This window comes from Cyanobacteria bacterium QS_8_64_29 (genome assembly GCA_003022125.1).
GTDB lineage: Bacteria > Cyanobacteriota > Cyanobacteriia > Cyanobacteriales > Rubidibacteraceae > QS-8-64-29.
This window is the reverse complement of the sequence record PXQH01000042.1, coordinates 36,432-52,651: the sequence shown is the minus strand read 5'-3', so window position 1 is coordinate 52,651 and position 16,220 is coordinate 36,432. Positions and strand designations below refer to the sequence as shown.

At 66.0% G+C, this 16,220-nt stretch carries 17 protein-coding genes; 11 read left to right on the top strand and 6 right to left on the bottom strand.

Annotated features, from left to right (window positions below; genetic code table 11):
• Positions 1-7 precede the first annotated feature (7 nt).
• Positions 8-1,156, top strand: a complete 1,149-nt coding sequence (gene ribD, locus BRC58_07045) for a bifunctional diaminohydroxyphosphoribosylaminopyrimidine deaminase/5-amino-6-(5-phosphoribosylamino)uracil reductase RibD (GenBank protein ID PSP17229.1) — start codon at positions 8-10, stop codon at positions 1,154-1,156.
• Positions 904-1,842 (top strand): DUF2993 domain-containing protein, encoded by a 939-nt coding sequence (locus tag BRC58_07040; protein ID PSP17161.1) that lies wholly within the window; start codon positions 904-906, stop codon positions 1,840-1,842. Before ribD ends, BRC58_07040 begins: the two co-directional genes overlap by 253 nt.
• On the opposite strand, the gene BRC58_07035 is transcribed toward BRC58_07040, so the two are convergent.
• From BRC58_07035 to BRC58_07025, 3 genes are all read right to left on the bottom strand, one after another.
• Complete coding sequence (locus BRC58_07035) at positions 1,839-2,747, bottom strand: phosphatidate cytidylyltransferase (protein ID PSP17160.1); 909 nt, start codon at positions 2,745-2,747, stop codon at positions 1,839-1,841. The genes BRC58_07040 and BRC58_07035 overlap by 4 nt on opposite strands.
• A gap of 93 nt (positions 2,748-2,840) precedes the next feature.
• Positions 2,841-3,440, bottom strand: a complete 600-nt coding sequence (gene cbiT / locus BRC58_07030; protein ID PSP17159.1) for a precorrin-6Y C5,15-methyltransferase (decarboxylating) subunit CbiT — start codon at positions 3,438-3,440, stop codon at positions 2,841-2,843.
• A 29-nt stretch (positions 3,441-3,469) separates the two neighbouring features.
• Positions 3,470-4,954: a lysine decarboxylase gene (locus tag BRC58_07025; protein ID PSP17158.1), complete on the bottom strand. Its 1,485-nt coding sequence runs from the start codon at positions 4,952-4,954 to the stop codon at positions 3,470-3,472.
• Positions 4,955-5,049: 95 nt separating this feature from the next.
• Here BRC58_07025 and BRC58_07020 point away from each other — a divergent pair, with 95 nt between their 5' ends.
• Genes BRC58_07020 through BRC58_06995 form a run of 6 tightly spaced genes read left to right on the top strand, consistent with a single transcriptional unit; the run spans position 5,050 to position 12,206 of the window.
• Positions 5,050-6,141, top strand: a complete 1,092-nt coding sequence (locus BRC58_07020) for a redox-regulated ATPase YchF (protein ID PSP17228.1) — start codon at positions 5,050-5,052, stop codon at positions 6,139-6,141.
• Positions 6,142-6,162: 21 nt separating this feature from the next.
• Positions 6,163-7,554: a DUF2157 domain-containing protein gene (locus BRC58_07015; protein PSP17157.1), complete on the top strand. Its 1,392-nt coding sequence runs from the start codon at positions 6,163-6,165 to the stop codon at positions 7,552-7,554.
• Between the two features lie 6 nt (positions 7,555-7,560).
• Complete coding sequence (locus BRC58_07010; protein PSP17156.1) at positions 7,561-8,160, top strand: membrane-anchored protein; 600 nt, start codon at positions 7,561-7,563, stop codon at positions 8,158-8,160.
• Positions 8,161-8,180: 20 nt separating this feature from the next.
• Complete coding sequence (locus BRC58_07005; GenBank protein ID PSP17155.1) at positions 8,181-9,308, top strand: DUF58 domain-containing protein; 1,128 nt, start codon at positions 8,181-8,183, stop codon at positions 9,306-9,308.
• 36 nt (positions 9,309-9,344) lie between these two features.
• Positions 9,345-10,520 carry a hypothetical protein gene (locus BRC58_07000; GenBank protein ID PSP17154.1) on the top strand — a complete coding sequence of 392 codons (1,176 nt, stop codon included), beginning with the start codon at positions 9,345-9,347 and terminating at the stop codon, positions 10,518-10,520.
• 12 nt (positions 10,521-10,532) lie between these two features.
• A complete protein-coding gene (locus tag BRC58_06995) occupies positions 10,533-12,206 on the top strand; it encodes a metallophosphoesterase (protein PSP17153.1) in 1,674 nt (557 codons plus the stop codon).
• Here the strand turns inward: BRC58_06995 and BRC58_06990 are convergent.
• Positions 12,198-12,497, bottom strand: a complete 300-nt coding sequence (locus BRC58_06990; GenBank protein PSP17152.1) for a hypothetical protein — start codon at positions 12,495-12,497, stop codon at positions 12,198-12,200. The two genes, BRC58_06995 and BRC58_06990, sit on opposite strands and share 9 nt — an antisense overlap.
• Positions 12,498-12,612: 115 nt before the next feature.
• On the opposite strand from BRC58_06990, the gene BRC58_06985 reads away from it, so the two are divergent.
• Positions 12,613-12,948 carry a hypothetical protein gene (locus tag BRC58_06985; protein PSP17151.1) on the top strand — a complete coding sequence of 112 codons (336 nt, stop codon included), beginning with the start codon at positions 12,613-12,615 and terminating at the stop codon, positions 12,946-12,948.
• Positions 12,949-12,954: 6 nt separating this feature from the next.
• On the opposite strand, the gene BRC58_06980 is transcribed toward BRC58_06985, so the two are convergent.
• Positions 12,955-13,143: a CPXCG motif-containing cysteine-rich protein gene (locus BRC58_06980; protein PSP17150.1), complete on the bottom strand. Its 189-nt coding sequence runs from the start codon at positions 13,141-13,143 to the stop codon at positions 12,955-12,957.
• A complete protein-coding gene (locus tag BRC58_06975) occupies positions 13,144-14,772 on the bottom strand; it encodes a radical SAM protein (protein ID PSP17149.1) in 1,629 nt (542 codons plus the stop codon).
• 116 nt (positions 14,773-14,888) lie between these two features.
• Here BRC58_06975 and gloB point away from each other — a divergent pair, with 116 nt between their 5' ends.
• Together gloB and BRC58_06965 are read left to right on the top strand one after the other, a co-directional pair.
• The gene (gloB, locus tag BRC58_06970; protein PSP17148.1) at positions 14,889-15,662 is read left to right on the top strand and encodes a hydroxyacylglutathione hydrolase; all 774 of its coding nucleotides are present in this window, start codon (positions 14,889-14,891) and stop codon (positions 15,660-15,662) included.
• A 94-nt stretch (positions 15,663-15,756) separates the two neighbouring features.
• Positions 15,757-16,218: a 50S ribosomal protein L9 gene (locus BRC58_06965; protein ID PSP17147.1), complete on the top strand. Its 462-nt coding sequence runs from the start codon at positions 15,757-15,759 to the stop codon at positions 16,216-16,218.
• Positions 16,219-16,220: the final 2 nt, after the last annotated feature.

The following is a 16,220-nucleotide window of genomic DNA, read 5'->3' as shown; positions in this document are numbered from 1 at the left end:
TTCTGGCATGAGCGAGCCTGCTGCTAGCGAGGCCTTCGGCACGGCCTTCGATCGCGCCATGATGCGCCGGTGCTTGGAACTGGCGCGCCGCGCGCTGGAGCAAACGGCCCCCAACCCACTGGTAGGAGCCGTCGTGGTGCGCGAGGGAACCATTGTCGGCGAAGGGTTCCACGCCGGCGCCGGCCGGCCGCATGCTGAGGCCAACGCGCTGCAAGCCGCGGGCGAGCGCGCTCGCGGTGCCACCCTCTATGTCAATTTGGAGCCCTGCAACCGCCACAGCCGGACCCCGCCTTGTTCGGAGGCCCTAATCGCGGCCGGCATCGCGCGCGTTGCCATTGGCATGCGCGATCCCAACCCCGAGGCCACCGGCGGGATCGAGCGCCTGCAAGCAGCGGGCATTGAGGTCTCAATCGGGATCGAGGCGGCGGCCTGCCAGCGCTTGAACGAAGCCTTCACCCATCGGGTTCGCCACCAGCGCCCGTTCGGCGTGCTCAAATACGCCATGACCCTCGATGGCAAAATTGCCACAGCTACCGGTCACAGCCAGTGGGTAACTGGCTCGAATGCGCGCCATGCCGTCCACCGCGAGCGCGCTGCCTGCGATGCAGTTATCGTTGGAGGCGATACGGTCCGGCAGGACGATCCCCAGCTGACCTCGCACGGCACTGGCAGGCGGGAGCCGCTGCGCGTGGTCATGAGCCGCACGCTGGATCTGCCGGCAGACGCCCGTTTGTGGCAAGTGACCCAAGCCCCAACGCTGGTGCTGACCGAGCGCGGCGCCGATCCCGCTCGGATCCGGCAACTGCGCGATCGCGGCGTTGAGGCGATCGCGCTGCCTGCGCTAACGCCAGCGGCAGCCATGGCCGAGCTGTACCAACGGCAGCTGAACCGCGTGCTGTGGGAGTGCGGCGGTCGCTTAGCCGCTCGCGCCATCGCCCAAGGGGGCGTGCAAAAACTGATGGCCTTTATTGCCCCCAAGCTGATCGGCGATGGCGGGGCGCCCTCGCCTGTGGGAGATTTGGGCATTGCGACCCTCCAGCAAGCCCAAATGCTGACGGATGTGAGCTGGCGCGCGATCGCGCCGGATTATTTAGTCGAGGGCTATCTGGCCGCAAGCGACACTGCCCCAGGAGCAGAACCGCCGTGGCAGCCTTAGCGTCCCGTCACTCGCTCGGCTCGCTGCTGGAGGTGGCCTTGCGGTTGTGGCTGCGATCACAGCTCGAGCGTGCGGATGGGTTGCAGCTTGCCATCGACAGCCGCAACGCGCAACTCCTGCGCGGCTGCATTGAGTCAGTTCGCCTTGCATGCCGCCATGCCAGCTACACCGGGCTGCATTTGGAGGCGATCGAGCTTACCGGCCGCGGAATCCAAGCCAATGTGGGCCAGCTCTGGCAGGGACAGGCATTCCGCTTGCTAGCGCCCGTCCCGGTTAGCGGCCAGCTTTGCCTGAGCGAGCGCGGCTTGCAGGCATCGCTGGCATCACCGTTATTACACGCAGCGCTGCGGGATCTGCTAGCGCGCACCGCGGGACCCGAGTTAGTCGAGCCTGGCAGCGAGCTGCACTGGCATGATGCCCGCTTGCAGTTGAATGGCCTGGCCTTGTGGGGATCGCTGGTGCCCCCTGCCAGTACGGCTGTGCCGTTAATGCTGCAGGGTGGGCTGCAGCTGGCCGCCCCCAATCGGCTGCAGCTGCAACCGTTGCAAATTACCTGCGCCGGACGGACATTAGCTGCTGCCAGCGAAAGCGCTCAAATTGCACTGGGCCCGGACTTGCAGCTGGATGAGTTGCGCTTGCAGGCAGGCGCGCTCTGGTTGCGCGGGCAGTTTACCGTCCGGCCTTAACTACCGGCGCCACCCGGGAAAAGCGGCAGAACCAGCGTTATGAAATAGTACACCAGCGGTGCCGTAAAGACGTAGCTATCGGTGCGATCCAAAATGCCGCCGTGCCCCGGAATGAGCTGGCTGGAGTCTTTGACGCCAGCATCCCGCTTGATCAGCGACTCGGTTAGGTCGCCAATCGCGCTGGCAATACCAATGAGGACGCCCAAGAGCAGGCCGCTCAAGGGCCAAACGGGCCAGCCGAGCGACCAAGCCCCCAACTCGGCAACGGCCGCGCTCGCAACCAGCCCGCACAGAGCTCCCTCAACCGTTTTTTTGGGGCTGATTTGAGAAAGCTGCGTCCGCCCGATGGCTTTACCCATGGTGTAGGCGCCAATGTCGGCCGCCCAGATGCAGCCAAACGCCAGCAGGACGATGGCTAGCCCCACCGGTAGCGCGCTGGTATGGGGCCAGAGGCCGTCCAGTGGGAAGCTGCGGCTACCCGCAAGCCCCGCTTGAATGGGACCACCATCGCTTGCCGGTTGGGCCATGCCCACGCGCAGCCGGATCCAGTAGCTGGGAAGGTAGCCCCCATAGAACAAGCCCAGAATGGAGGTGGAGACATCGGCAATCGTGGAAGGGCGAGGCTGCAGCAGCAAGTAGAAACAGACGAGCATCCCGGCGATGGGAAACAAAGCATCGGCCGTCAGCGGCGAGACGGCGGCCGCAACCAGCAACAGCTGCGAAACGACCAATGTGGTCTTGGCAGCCGGAACGCTGCCTTTGGTTCGGACCAGGCGAAAGTACTCCCACTGCCCGACGAACACGGCAATCGCGATTGCCAGGGTGAAGTACCAGCCGCCAGCCACGATCGCGCCGAGCGAGACCGCAATTGCCAGGATGGCGCTGGCAAGCCGGGGTAGCGACATGAAGTGAGGGCCTGACAAGCAACAGGTTGGAGCCTAACCTAAATTTAACGGATGCCCGATACCAGCGTCCGAGCCCGAAGGGCGCGGGCACTGCTAAGTTTTGTCGCCGCTGATGACAAAAATGGGGTCGACGGCAGCAAGGTGCTGCTCGGCACCGCGGGCCTCCAAACGGTTGACAGCCGATTGAACGATCTCGATGTTGCTGGCTTGCAGTTGCACCAATCCCTGCGAGAGCACATGTAGGGTATCGAGGTTGCGGGCCGTGATGACCGCCCGCCCCGGGCTCTGTAGGTATTCCCAGGCGTCGCGCAGGGTCCGATCGAGCGGCCGACCGCCCTCGATGCAAATGCGGTTCGGCAGCGGCTGCAGCTGCGCCAGGCAGTCTGGGGCACGTGCAGCAATAACGTCAACGTTACTGACCCCAAAGCGCTCGCAGTTGCGGCGGATCAGGCTAACGACTTCCTCATCGCGCTCGATGGCGATCACCTGGCCCTGCGGGGACAGCAACCCCGCTTCGACTGCAATCGTTCCCGTGCCGGCGCCAATATCCCACAACACGCCCTGCGCAGGCAGGCGCAAGCTGGCCAACAGCAGCAGCCGAACTTCCCGCTCCGTCATGGGGATGCCGGGTAGCTGCTCGAACCAACTATCGGGAATGCCAGGGGTGGTATAGGGCCAGCTTGCAGAAGGCATGGGCGTGGGGTCACTCGCGTCCAGAGGGCTCACGGGGCACGGACGACGCGCAGAGCCCGTAAGTGTGGATCCCGGCATCCGGTAATGCGAACGCCCAACCGGCGCAGCTGTTGCAGGTAGGCGACCGTGGCGGGGGCAATGGCCTCTCCCGGCACCAGGACGGGAATGCCGGGTGGGTAAGGGCAGACCGACTCCGCGCTAACCTCGCCAGCCGCGCGCTCGAGCGGCAGCGATTGGCTGGGCGCAAAAAATGCTTCGCGCGGGGAACGGCTCAGGTCGCTTGGGGGACGCTCGCCCAGAGCGAAAGCAGCTGATGCTCGGGCACAGCCAAACTGCTCGCTGAGGATAGCTAGCGATCTTATCAAGCAATCGGTATCGCTAGCCGCATTCCCTAGGCTCAGGGCAAAGGTGAGGTGGTGCGGCAGCGGGCACTCGGCGGTTACGCCCAGCCAATCGCGCAGGAGGCCATCGGCGGCAAAGCCGCTGAGGCCCGCGGGCGAGACATCGACTGTCAGGCGGGTGGGATCGAGCGCCGAGGCGCCCCCCGAGCGATGGGACGGCGTCAGGCCCAGTACCGGCAATCCGGCCTGATGCGGGATGCGATCGCGCGCGCGCTTCGCCAACGCCAGCGTTTGGGCCATGCGGGCGTTGCCCTCAAGCGCCATTTGCTGCCGGGCGGCATCCAGCGAGGCCAGCAACGCGTAGTTGGGGCTGCTCGATTGCAGCAGTTGCAAGGCACTGGCGATGCGCTCGGTATCAATGCGCGCGCCCTGGCAGTGCAGCATGGCCGCTTGCGTTAAGGCCCCCAGCGTTTTGTGGCTCGACTGCACGACCAGATCGGCCCCTGCCGCCAGCGCCGATTGCGGCAGCTCGGGGTGGAAGGCCAAGTGCGCGCCGTGCGCTTCATCCACCAACAACGGGATGCCGTCGCGGTGCACTCGGTCTGCAATCGCCGCCAGATCGTTACAGAATCCCTGGTAGGTGGGCCGGACGACCAGCACGGCGCGGGCATCGGGATGGTGGGCCAGGGCGGCGTCGATCGCGGCCGGCGCAACGCCCGCGGCCAGCCCGGAACTCGGCTCGCACGCAGGCTCGACAAACACTGGCATCGCCCCCGAGGTGATCGCGCCCGAAATGGCGGACTGGTGGCTGTTGCGTGGCAGCACGATTTTGTCGCCCGGGTCGCAAGCCGCCAGCATGGCGGCCGCAATGCCGCAGCTCGAGCCGTTGACCAAAAACCAGCTGCGATCGGCGCCAAAGGCGGCAGCGGCCAGGGCTTGGGCCTCGGCGATGGGCCCTGAGGGCGCAAACAGATCGTCCAGCTCGGGTAGCTCGGGCAAATCCGAGCGCAGGGCGGCCGTCCCGAGCAACCGGGCGAGCGCGGCCGGGCTCCCCTGGCCGCGCTTGTGACCAGGTGTATAAAAAGCGGCATCGGAGCGCTGGGCTTGGGCTTGCAGGGCTTGCAGCAGCGGTGCCTGCGCTTGCGCGGTGGCGTTGTTAGTCTCGGCAGCCATCAATGGGGCGCGCAGCGCCAACTGAGCGCATGGGCGTTCCCTACAATGGGATGGGCGATCGCGCCTGTTGGTGCCGTGCCGCAAGCGAAGGAGCCATGCTGAGAGCCGGAATTGTCGGGCTGCCCAATGTGGGCAAATCCACGCTCTTCAACGCGCTGATCGAAAACGCTGCGGCCGATGCCGCCAACTTCCCCTTTTGCACGATCGAGCCTAACGTGGGCGTTGTGGCCGTTCCGGACGAGCGCCTGGCCGTCCTGGCCGAGCTGTCCAACTCGGCACGCATCGTGCCCACCCGCATCGAGTTCGTCGATATTGCCGGGTTGGTCGAGGGGGCCAGCCGAGGGGAAGGCCTGGGCAATCAGTTCCTGGCCAACATCCGCGAGGTCGATGCCATCGTCCACGTTGTGCGCTGCTTTGAGAGCGACGAAATCGCCCACGTTGCCGGTGGCGTGGACCCCGAGCGCGACATCGAGACCATCAACCTCGAGCTCGTCCTCTCCGATCTGGAGCAGCTCGAGCGGCGCCTGCAGCGCGCGCGCAAAGAAGCCAAAAAAGACGCCAGCGTCCAAACCGAACTGGCCGTTTTGGAAAAGCTCGAGCCGGCCCTGAGCGAGGGCAAAGCCGTGCGGCAGCTCGAGCTGAGCGCGCAGGAGCTGGCTGCCATCAAGCACCTGGGCCTGTTGAGTGCCAAGCCTGTCATCTACGCAGCCAATGTGGCCGAGCCCGACATTGCCACCGGCAATGGGTGGGTGGAGCGCGTGCGCGAGGTGGCCCAGCGAGAGGGCGCCTCGACGGTGGTGGTCTCGGCGCAGGTGGAGTCCGAGCTGATCGAGCTCGAACCGGCCGAGCGGCAAGCCTATCTGGCTTCGTTGGGGGTTAGCGAGGGCGGCTTGCAATCGCTCATCCGAGCCACCTACGAGCGCCTGGGCCTGCGCACCTACTTGACCACCGGCGAGCAGGAGACTCGTGCTTGGACCATTCGCGCTGGTATGAAAGCCCCCGAGGCAGCCGGTGCCATCCACTCCGATATGCAACGCGGCTTCATCCGGGCCGAGACCATCGACTACGACTCGCTGGTGGCCGCCGGCTCCCTGAACGCCGCCCGCGAGCAAGGGTTGCTCCGCTCTGAGGGAAAAGATTACATTGTTCAAGAAGGCGACGTCATTACGTTCAAGTTCAACGTTTAGCCCGCTCGCGCAGCCGAGTCCATGCCGTCGGAGCGGTTCCGCCGCCAGCTACGCCAAGAAGCCCAGCAGTGGTATGCCGAGGGCACCATCGATGCGGCGCTCTATGGCGAGCTAGCGCGCCGCTACCGCTTCGAAACGCTAGAAGAAGCCAGTCGCAACCGCTTTGCCGCCCTGCTATTCGGACTGGGTGGCCTGCTCGTTGGGCTTGCTGTTATTACCTTTGTCGCCGCGAACTGGCAGGCCATGCCCAAAGCCCTCAAGGTGGGGCTGCTGTTGGGCGCCACGATCGCCGCTGAGGCAGCAGGGTTTTATCTGTGGCGATCAGCCGCGGGCGGCTGGCGGTACCGCTTGGGACAGGGCTTGTTGCTGCTGGGGGCGCTTGCCCTGGGCGCCAACCTGGCGCTGGGATCGCAGTTGTTCCATCAAAGCGGTCCGCTCTACCAGCTATACGCGGCTTGGGCTTTAGGCGTTGCCGTGATGGCCCTAGGTTTGCGATCGGCCCTGCTGGCCGCCACGACAACGTTGTTGGTCTGGATCGCTTACGGAACGGCAAATTCAACTGAGGCAATCGGTCTACCGTTACCATCATTCGAGCGCGGGTGGGTCCAATATACCCCCCTGCTGGCAGCAGGCGGACTCGTTCCGCTCGCGCATTGGTGCCGCTCCCGCTGGGCCTTCGGTCTTGCGGCAGCGCTGGTGGTGTTTTCGCTAGGGGTGGTGCTGCTGGCGGCCGTTCCTAACGATCCCAACGCCCTACCCAGTGCGAGTGCCGGAATGACTGCGTTGGCATTCGCGCTGCCGCCGGCACTGCTGTGGGGCTATGGGGGAGCTGGTTGGGAGCCGCGATCACTAGAGGCGGGCGCGATCGTGCGGCGCCTTGCCATCATCTTGCTAGCAGGGCAGTTCTATACCTTTTCGTTCCGCTGGGTTTGGGCGGACTTGCCCGATCGCAACTTTTTGATGATGGGTGCCACCGCCGATCCGCTGCCGGTCGGTCTCAACGCGGCCGTTTTGGGCGGCGTTGCGCTATGGGGCTGGTGGCGCTTGGGCCGTTCAGGAGAAAGCGGCCGCGTTTGGTGGCCTGATCGGGCGAGCGCTGCCACGGGAGCGGCCATTGCGGCGGCCGCTGCGATCCCGGGCATCCACAGCACTCATTCCATCGGTATTGCAGCGACAGTCGCGTTTAACGGATTGCTGCTGGCCCTAGCCCTCAGCCTGTTGAATTGGGGCCTGACAACCGCCCGACGGTCCGGTTTTTGGGGCGGCATGCTGTTGCTCGTGCTGCAGCTCACCTCGCGCATGCTGGAGTACGACACCAGCTTGCTGCTGAAGGCCGGGGGACTGCTGCTATGCGGTGCCGCCATCCTGGCAGCAGGCCTGTGGTTCGAGCGCCGCGCGATCCGCCCTCGCTGATAGCTTATGCCGGACGACACGAGCCCTCGCTTGCCCCACTGGCACTTCTGGCTGCCGCTTGCCTTGCAAGTTGCTCTGGTGCTGGCTGTTCCGGCTCGCTCAGCTTATACTTACGTAACGGGTCAGACAGCCTTCCTGCGCGTGGGGCCAGTTGACCCCTACGAGCTGTTGCGCGGCTACAGCCAAACCCTCAACTTGGCCATCTCGCGCCGCTCGCAGTTGCAGGATCTATCCGGTTGGGAGCAGTTGCTGGCCCAATCCCGCTCGGAGCAAGATCCAAACCAACTAGCGGTGGGAACCGCGTTCTACGTCATTCTGGAGGCCTCCGAGCAGGAGCAGCAGGCCTGGATGCCGGTGGCCGTTCGAGCGCAACGCCCTAGCGACTTGCCCGCCGATCGCATCGCTTTGCGTGGCAGGCAAAAGCGCTACGGCATTGACTACGGCTTGGATCGCTACTACTTGCCAGAAGGCCAGCGCGAGGCCATTAACGAGCGCATCCGCGAGCTGGCGCCTTCCGAGCGGATGCTGCTGCAGGTTAAAGTCGATCGCCGCGGATATGCGGTGCCGGTCCGGCTCTGGGTCGGCAATCGCGGATACCGCTTCTGAGCCAGCGGCGGAGGCAGCGCGTGGCAATTGCAGCTCGCCTGAGCGAGGGGTTGGAACGGCGGGCTGGCCGCCCCACCTACGGGGGTGGCGTTTTGCTGCTGCTGGCCCTGTGCTTTTTTGGCGCTGCCACCAACACAATGGCGGGCTGGCTGTACGCCCTGAGCGGTACCATCCTGGGCCTGCTGGCGATCGCGGCTGTGGCCCCGCGGCGGGCGCTGGCTGGGCTGCAAGTGCAGCGCGGCGGCATCGAGCCGGTTGCTGTGGGCGAGCGCCTGACGCTCGAGCTGACCGTCGCCAACCCCAGCGCTCACCCCAAGCAGCTGCTGCAAGCGCGCGATGGCGTACCGGTCGCGCTGGGCCCACCCGCCCAGGCTGCCATCGAGCGCGTCCCCGCGCGCGGCACTTACTGCTGGCGCTACACCTTGGTTCCCCAGCAGCGCGGCATCTATCGCTGGCACGCGGTCCGGCTCAGGAGCGCCACGCCGCTCGGGCTGTTTTGGGCCTGCCGCGACTGGGCCTTGCCTGTTCGGGCCATCGTCCACCCGCCGGTCTTGCCCCTGGCGCGCTGCCCATTGCTCGATTCGCTGGGGCAGGCGGCTGGTTCCCGCATCCGCCGCGATCGCGCGTACAGAACCGACCCGGAAGGGGTGTTTAAAGGCATTCGCCCCTACCGGCGCGGGGATCCCGTACGCCTGATTCACTGGCGCACCAGCGCCCGCTACGGCGAGCTGCGCGTGCGCGAGCTTGAGACACCGCCCCAGACGCGCGAGGTTACCATCAGCCTGGATGGGACGGCGCGCTGGCCGGCCAGCACGTTCGAGCTGGCAGCGAGCGCCGCCGCTTCGCTCTATTGCTACGCCCACCGCCGGCAGTTCGACGTTTGGCTGTGGCTGCCAGAGACCGGCCTCGTGAGAGGCAAGCAGCGCGTGCTGGCGGCCCTGGCGGCCGCGCAGCCCCAAGCACTGGCCGAAGCTAGCTGGCCCCAGGGTCCCCTCATTTGGCTGACTCCCGCTGCCACCGGGACTGATGGCCCCACAGGCAGCCAACGGATCCGGTTTGCGGCTAGCGAGGCCGAGGCGCCACCGCCGTTCCACGGGCCGGTCGTGACGCCAGCACGTTCCCTGCAAGCCGCGCTGGAGTCACGCTGATCCTTACTGCCAACGATCACTTGGGAGAACGTCGAGGTGTCCCAGTCCGTACCGCAACAGCCGCTGCCGCCGCCGCTCGAGCTCTCTGAGCCGGGCTCGTTCGCCTACTACACGCTGACCCAGCGCTGGCCGGCCATCGCGCAGCAGGTGGCCCAGGAACGCACCTGGTCGCCGGCAACGGTTGAGGCGCTCGAGGCGCTGCGGCAGTCGCTGCCTAACGGCAGCGTGCGCGCGCTTTGCGATCGCGCGGCACCCGATACGGCAGACTGGGACGGCTACCTGGCCCCCTGGTTGGGCCAGCCCTGGCTGGTGCTGCCCTGGTACCCAGCCGAGTGCTACTTTTACCGCCGCATTCTGGAAGCCACAGGCTTTTTTCTGCCCGGCGCGACGCAAGGCCTCGATCCGTTTGCCGCCCCCAAGCAAGCGGCGTTGCAGGCCGCCCTCGAGCGCTGGCCGCCCGGGTGCAATGGCGCCAACGGGCGTCCGCTGCAAGACTTGCTCGAGCAAACGCTTTGGGGCAACCAGGCCGATCTGAGCCTGCAACCGGGCAAGCGCTCGGCCGGCGAGGCCGGCGGCGGCCTGCTGCAAGACCAGCGGGAAGCCGCGATCGCGCATCTGGCGCAGCGAGCGGGCGGCCGCATTGAGGTTGTGGCCGATAATGCCGGTGCGGAGCTACTGGGTGATCTGGCCCTAGCGGACGCGCTGCTGGCCCGCAAGCTAGCAGGCGAGGTGCGCTTTCACCTCAAGCCGCATCCTTTCTTGGTCTCCGATGCCACAGCGGCCGACGCCCGCGATACACTTGCCGCTTTGGAAGCCGCTGCCGATCCGGCCCTGCAGCGTTGGGGCCAGCGCCTGCAGGGCTACCGACGAACGGGCCAGCTGTGGCTGGAGGACGACTTTTTCTGGAGCGCGCCCTTAGCGCTTGGGACAATGCCCGCAGCCCTGGCGCGCGACCTGGCGCGCGCCGAGCTGGTTATTCTAAAAGGCGATGCCAACTACCGGCGGCTGCTGGGCGATCGCCACTGGGCCTTTAGCAGCGACTGGGCCCATATCGCGGGTGACTTTCCGGCCCCACTGCTGCTGCTGCGAACGCTCAAATCCGAGGTTGCCGCCGGCTTGGACGCCGCCACTATCGAATGGATCCGCCAGCGCGATCCGGAATGGCTCACCGACGGTCAGTGGGGCATAATCCAGTTTTACGACCCGAGTTGAATCGACTGCCTTATGGCCGGCCCGCCGCAACTGCTAACGGATCCGCTGCTGCAGTGCCCGAGCGAGCGCAGCGTGCGCGTGGTGTGGTTTACCGCGTTTCGCGGCAGCGCGCATGCGGTCTGGAGCGGTCCTGGGCTGGCAGCGCGCACCGAGGCGACGACGACGCAGCTGAGCCGCACCCGCGAAGATGCCGATTCCTGGCAGCCGGGGGGCGTCGCCGCCCTTGAGAGGGCGCCCCAGGAACGTCCCATCTGGCGCCACGAAGCTGAGGTCCGGGATCTGACGCCGGGCGAGCGTGTCCCCTACTGCGTGGCGAGTTGGGACGAAGCGGGCGCGGTGGCGCGCAGCGCCACCTTCGAGCTTGCCCCCAAGCCGCCAGCGGGCCAGCGGCTGCAGATCCTGCTGACCTCGGACCACCAGCTCAAGCCCATGACGGCCGCCAACTTGCAGCAGGTGGGGGCAGTGGCAGACCGGGTGGATGGCATTTTCTTCGCCGGCGATCTGACCGATATTCCTGATCGCGCCTCCGACTGGTTCGATGACGCCCGCGGCGGTGCGTTTTTTCCCTGCTTGCAGGGCAACGCTCGGGTCGCGCTCGAGCGCGGCGGGCGCACTGCCACCTACCGGGGTGCGCCGCTGCTGCAGTCAGCGCCGCTGTTTGCCGCCATCGGCAATCACGAGGTCATGGGGCGCTTCTCGCGCGAGCAGCCGCTCGAGGATCAAATGGATGCCGCCATCCCGCGCTCGGCGGCCGAGCGGCTCGATGGCCCAGCCCCCGCTAGCGCTCGCGAGCGGGAAGCCTGGTTTCGCGATCACGCCTTTAACGCCCAGACCTACCGCGAGATCTTGACGCTACCGCAGCGGCCGAGCGGCGACTCGAGCTACTACGCGGTGACCTTGGGCGACATCCGGTTGGTGGTGCTCTATGCCACCTGCGTCTGGCGCACCCCCAGCCTCGATCCTGACGCTTGCAGCAAGTACCGCGAGCGGGACGCCGATTTGCCCCATCCGCACAACTGGGGCTACGGGCAGCACATCTTTGAGCCCATCCACCGCGGCAGCGCCCAGTACCGCTGGCTGGCGGCCGAGCTAGCTGGCGAAGCATTCCAGCAAGCCCCCTACCGCATCGTCATGCTCCACCATCCGCCGCACTCGCTGGGGGCCAACGTCGTTCCGGCCTATACGGATCCCGTGCAGTCCATCGAGCGGGATAGCGCCGGCCGCATCAGCGCCGTACGCTACGAGTACCCGCAAGAGCGCGACTACCTGGCGCGCGATGTCGTGCCGCTATTGGAAGCTGCCGGGACGCAGCTGGTCTTTTACGGCCACTCCCACCTCTGGAACCGCTTTGTCAGCGCCAGCGGCACCCACTACCTGGAGTCCTCCAACGTTGGCAACAGCTACGGCGCTTACTGGCGCGCCCAGCGGCGCCCGGTCCCTGCCAATCACCGAGAGACCTACACCGAGCGCGGCGATCCCTACGGCTTGGAACCGGTCGTGCCCAATATTGCGCCCCTGTACGGCGAGAACGGTCAACCGCTGCCCTACATCGCCAGCAATGCCCTGACGGCTTTCAGCCTGCTGGATACGGGGCGCGGCACGGTCAGTAGCTACCGCTTCGATACGCGCACGCCCGAGGCCGCTGCCATCAAATTCGACGAGTTCGCGCTGCAGAACTCAGCCTAGACCGTTCAAGCGGCGGTGTTCGTCGCGGTCGATCTTGCCGGTTTGGTAGAAATCGTCCACCACGTGCGCTAGCGACAGCTTGGCCAGCATGCGCTGGATTTTAGTGCGAGCCGCCTCAGCGGCGGCCTCAGCCGTAGGGTAAAACCGCGGCGCGGGCGTCACGCCCCACTCGCTCTCCAGCGTGAAGCGATAGCCGGCCTCGTCGGCGTGAATGTGGATGTCGAAACCGCGATAGCGCTCCATGGGGAAGCTGCGCTGCGCGTCCGCGATCCAATTCACTCTGGCCAGCATGCTAGCAAGCCCGGCGCTGGCAGCGGTAGCCCGAGGGGAGACGCCAGCGGCGGGCAGTAGTCACTCGGCATTGCATTTTGTTAATTTTTGTTTTAACTTCTATCGAGGTAACGGTATGGATGTTAAGGAAATCCTCGCTGATAGCGAGATTCAGGCAGCTTACGCCGAGTACTTGCGCGTAACGGAGGCCTCCCCGCTCGATTACGACGTGCAGTCGCTGGAGTCGATCGCGCTCAACGTGACGGCTGGCGAGCGCAAGGGTTACCCCATCCGGGATTGCGTTTTGAGCTGCCTGCGGGCGCTGATCTTCCACCGCAGCACGCCGCTATCAGCGCAAATCGAGATGGCCGAGGCCAGCGAGCCGGAGCGCCGCGCCAACATGACCCCCGAGCAGCGAGCTGCCTGCGATCGCTACCGGCTGCCTTCGCCGGCACCCATCGCGCAGCAGTAGGCGCTGCTAGGAGCTGCAGTCCGCATCAACTTCGACGGCTAGGGTGGCCTCGTCGATGCGGATGAACAGCAGGTTGGGGTTGCAGCAGACCTGGCAGTCCTCGATGGGTGACTGCTGCAACCCGCCATCGAGCGCCACGGTAATGGGGTTGCGCTCGCCGCAGAAAGCGCAGCGGAACTCGGCTGGGAGCTGCATCTAAGCCGTGGGTTGCGGGGTGCGATCGAAGTGCCGGGCAGCAGCCTCGTAATGCTGGTGCAGCGTTTGGGGCGGCAGCGGCCCTTGCAGGTGCTGCCAGGGCAAGACGCGATCGCGGGGCCAGTGCTGGTGAACGTAGAATTCTAGCGGCGGGATGTGGCCGCGCAGGGCCTTGAAAGCCCGCTTGTAGCTGCCCACTGACTCGCCGTACTCGCGCGCGAGCTCCAGCAACTGCGACAGCCGCCGATCGCCGCGCGAGAGCAGCGCCTGCACCACCGACCAGTTGTAGCTCTCGGGCCGAAACTCGATGCCGCGCGAGCGCAGCTGCTTCTGCAAGTACTGCTGCCGCTTTTTCCCGGCCGGATCCAGGCCGCACCACTGCAAGGGCGTGTGGGCTTTGGGCACGAAGGTGCTGCAGCCCAGGGTCAGGCGCAACCCCGGCGCTGCCTGCTTGAGCGAGGCCATCATGGCCACTGTGTCGTCCAAATCGGCCGGTTCCTCGCCGGGCACGCCCACCATGCCGTAAAGCTTGAGCCCCTTGAGGCCGCCGGCGCGAGCGTTGATGGCAGCCCGCTCGATCTGGGCCTGCTCCAGCTTTTTGTTGACGATTTGGCGCACCCGCGGCGAGCCGCTCTCGACGGCGATGGTGACCGAGCGGGTCTCGCGCCGGGCCAGGGTACGCGCCAGCTTCTCGGTCACCGTATTGGCGCGCACCGAGGCCACGCTGAGCCGCACGCCGTCGTACTGCGGTTGCGCCAAGCGATCGAGCAGGGCCTCAAACTCTGGGTGCTGGGTCACCGAGGCCCCTAGCAAGCCAATGCGTTGGGTGGCTTGCAACCCCCGGTCGATGGCGGGGATGAGGGATTGCTCCACAGAGGCCGCGCGAAAGGGCAGCGTCAAGTAGCTGGCCAGGCAGAAGCGGCACATCTCGGGGCAGCTGCGCACCACCTCCACCATGTAGATGCTCGCCCAAGCGGCCTCGGGGGTCACCACCATCGAGTGCGACAGGCCGTTGCCGCGAAAGGTCTGCTTGTGCACCTGCGCCGGAACCTCGGGGTGAGTGGGCTCGATGGCTTGGATGGGCTCGTCTGGGGCTTGGTAGGTGACCGCGTAGCGGCTAGGGACGTAGATTCCCGGCACCTGCGCCAGGCGGTGCAGCTGCGTCTCGCGCTCGGCGTTGCGGACTTCCTGGTAAGCGTCTAGCAGCCCGTCGAGCAGATTCTCGCCGTCCCCTAGCAAGATGGCGTCAAAGAAATCAGCAAAGGGCTCGGGGTTGGCGCTTAGCACGGGGCCGCCGCCAAAGACCAGCGGGTGGCGATCACCGCGATCGGCGGTGCGCACGGGCAGCTCCAGTGCCTCGAGGCGATCCAGGATGTTGCCGTAGTCCAGCTCCCAAGACACCGAAAAGCCCACCAGCTCCGGTTCGCGCGGCAGGGACTCGCTGGCGTCGCCAAACGAGCGGCTGACGCGGACGTCGGTGCGCGTTGCCAAATGGGCCCACACCAGCTGATAGCCCAGGCTGGTGATGCCCACGCTGTAGGTATTGGGATAGGCCAGGATGGTGGGAACGGCGTGGACGTCCGGCGAGGCCGGTTGAAACAGCAGGCGTTCGCGGGCGAATGCGCTCACGGGAGCTCCACAAACGGGCGCCAGCCCCAATCCTAACGGCGGCCTCGTCACCTTCCCGCGCCAGCGGTAGGGTGGAGGCGAGTGCGCGAGCGCCAATCGCCTGGGGAAACATGGCTATGGACATCCATCGGGTGCCTGCCCTAGCGGACAACTACATGTACCTGCTGCACGATCCGCAGCGCCAGGAAGCGGCCGCCGTCGATCCGGCTGAATCTGAGCCCATCGAGCGGCTGCTGGCGCAGCTGGGGGCCGAGCTCGTTGCCATTTTCAACACCCACCACCACTTCGACCACGTGGGTGGCAACGAGGCCCTCAAGCGGCGCCATCCCCAGGCTCGGGTTTATGGCGGTGCTGGCGATCGCGGCCGAATCCCGCAGCAGGATGGCTTTTTGGAACAAGGCGACCGGGTCGCCTTGGGCGATCACCAAGCCGAGATCGTCTTTACCCCCGGCCATACGCGAGCCCAAATTGCCTACTACTTTCCGCCCGAGACTGAGGGCGGAACGGGCGAGCTGTTCTGCGGCGATACGCTGTTTGCCGGCGGCTGCGGCCGCCTGTTTGAGGGCAACGCCGAGCAGATGGTGGATTCGCTGGCCAAGCTGCGCGCGTTCCCCGATTGCACCCGCGTCTGGTGCGGGCACGAATACACCCTCAAAAACCTCCAGTTCGCCCTCACCGTCGATGGCGACAATCCCGAGCTGCAGGCGCGCTTGCGCGAGGTGCAAGCGCAGCGCCAGCAGGATAGCGCCACCGTGCCGTCGCAGCTCGCGGTGGAAAAGCGCACCAATCCCTTCCTGCGCTGGGATGCGCCTGCCTTGCAATCGGCGGCAGGCAGCGCGGATGCGGTAGCAACCTTCGCACAAATCCGGCGGATAAAGGACCGCTTTTGAGGCCCCGCTGGGTTGCGGCAATGGCGCTTTGCCCTCTAAACTAGATAGCTTACCCGCGATCGCTAAGCGGGCAGCACGATGCGGAGAAGAGCTCATGGCAAAGCGCTTGCAAGTCGTCCTGCACCAGGACGTTCGCAAACTCGGCCGAACCGACGATCTGGTGGATGTGACGCCCGGCTACGCGCGCAACTACCTGGTCCCGCAGGGCCTAGCCAGCATCGCCACCGACAGCGCTCTCAAGCAGCGCGAGCACCGCCAGGCCAAGGAGCGGCAGCGCCAGCTCGAGGCCAAGCGCGAAGCTGAGGCCGCCAAGACGGCGCTCGAGACGGTGGGCCGCTTTCCCATTCAAAAGCAAGTGGGCGAGGGCAAGGCCATTTTCGGCACGGTCACGGCGCAGGAAGTGGCCGATACTATTAGCGAAACCACCGGCCATACCATCGACCGGCGCGGCATTAGCCTGCCCGAGGACATCAACCAGACGGGATTCTATCAGGCCGAGGTCAAGCTGCACCCCGAGGTGACCGCGCAGGTGCAGATTCAAGTCGTTCCCAGTTAAGC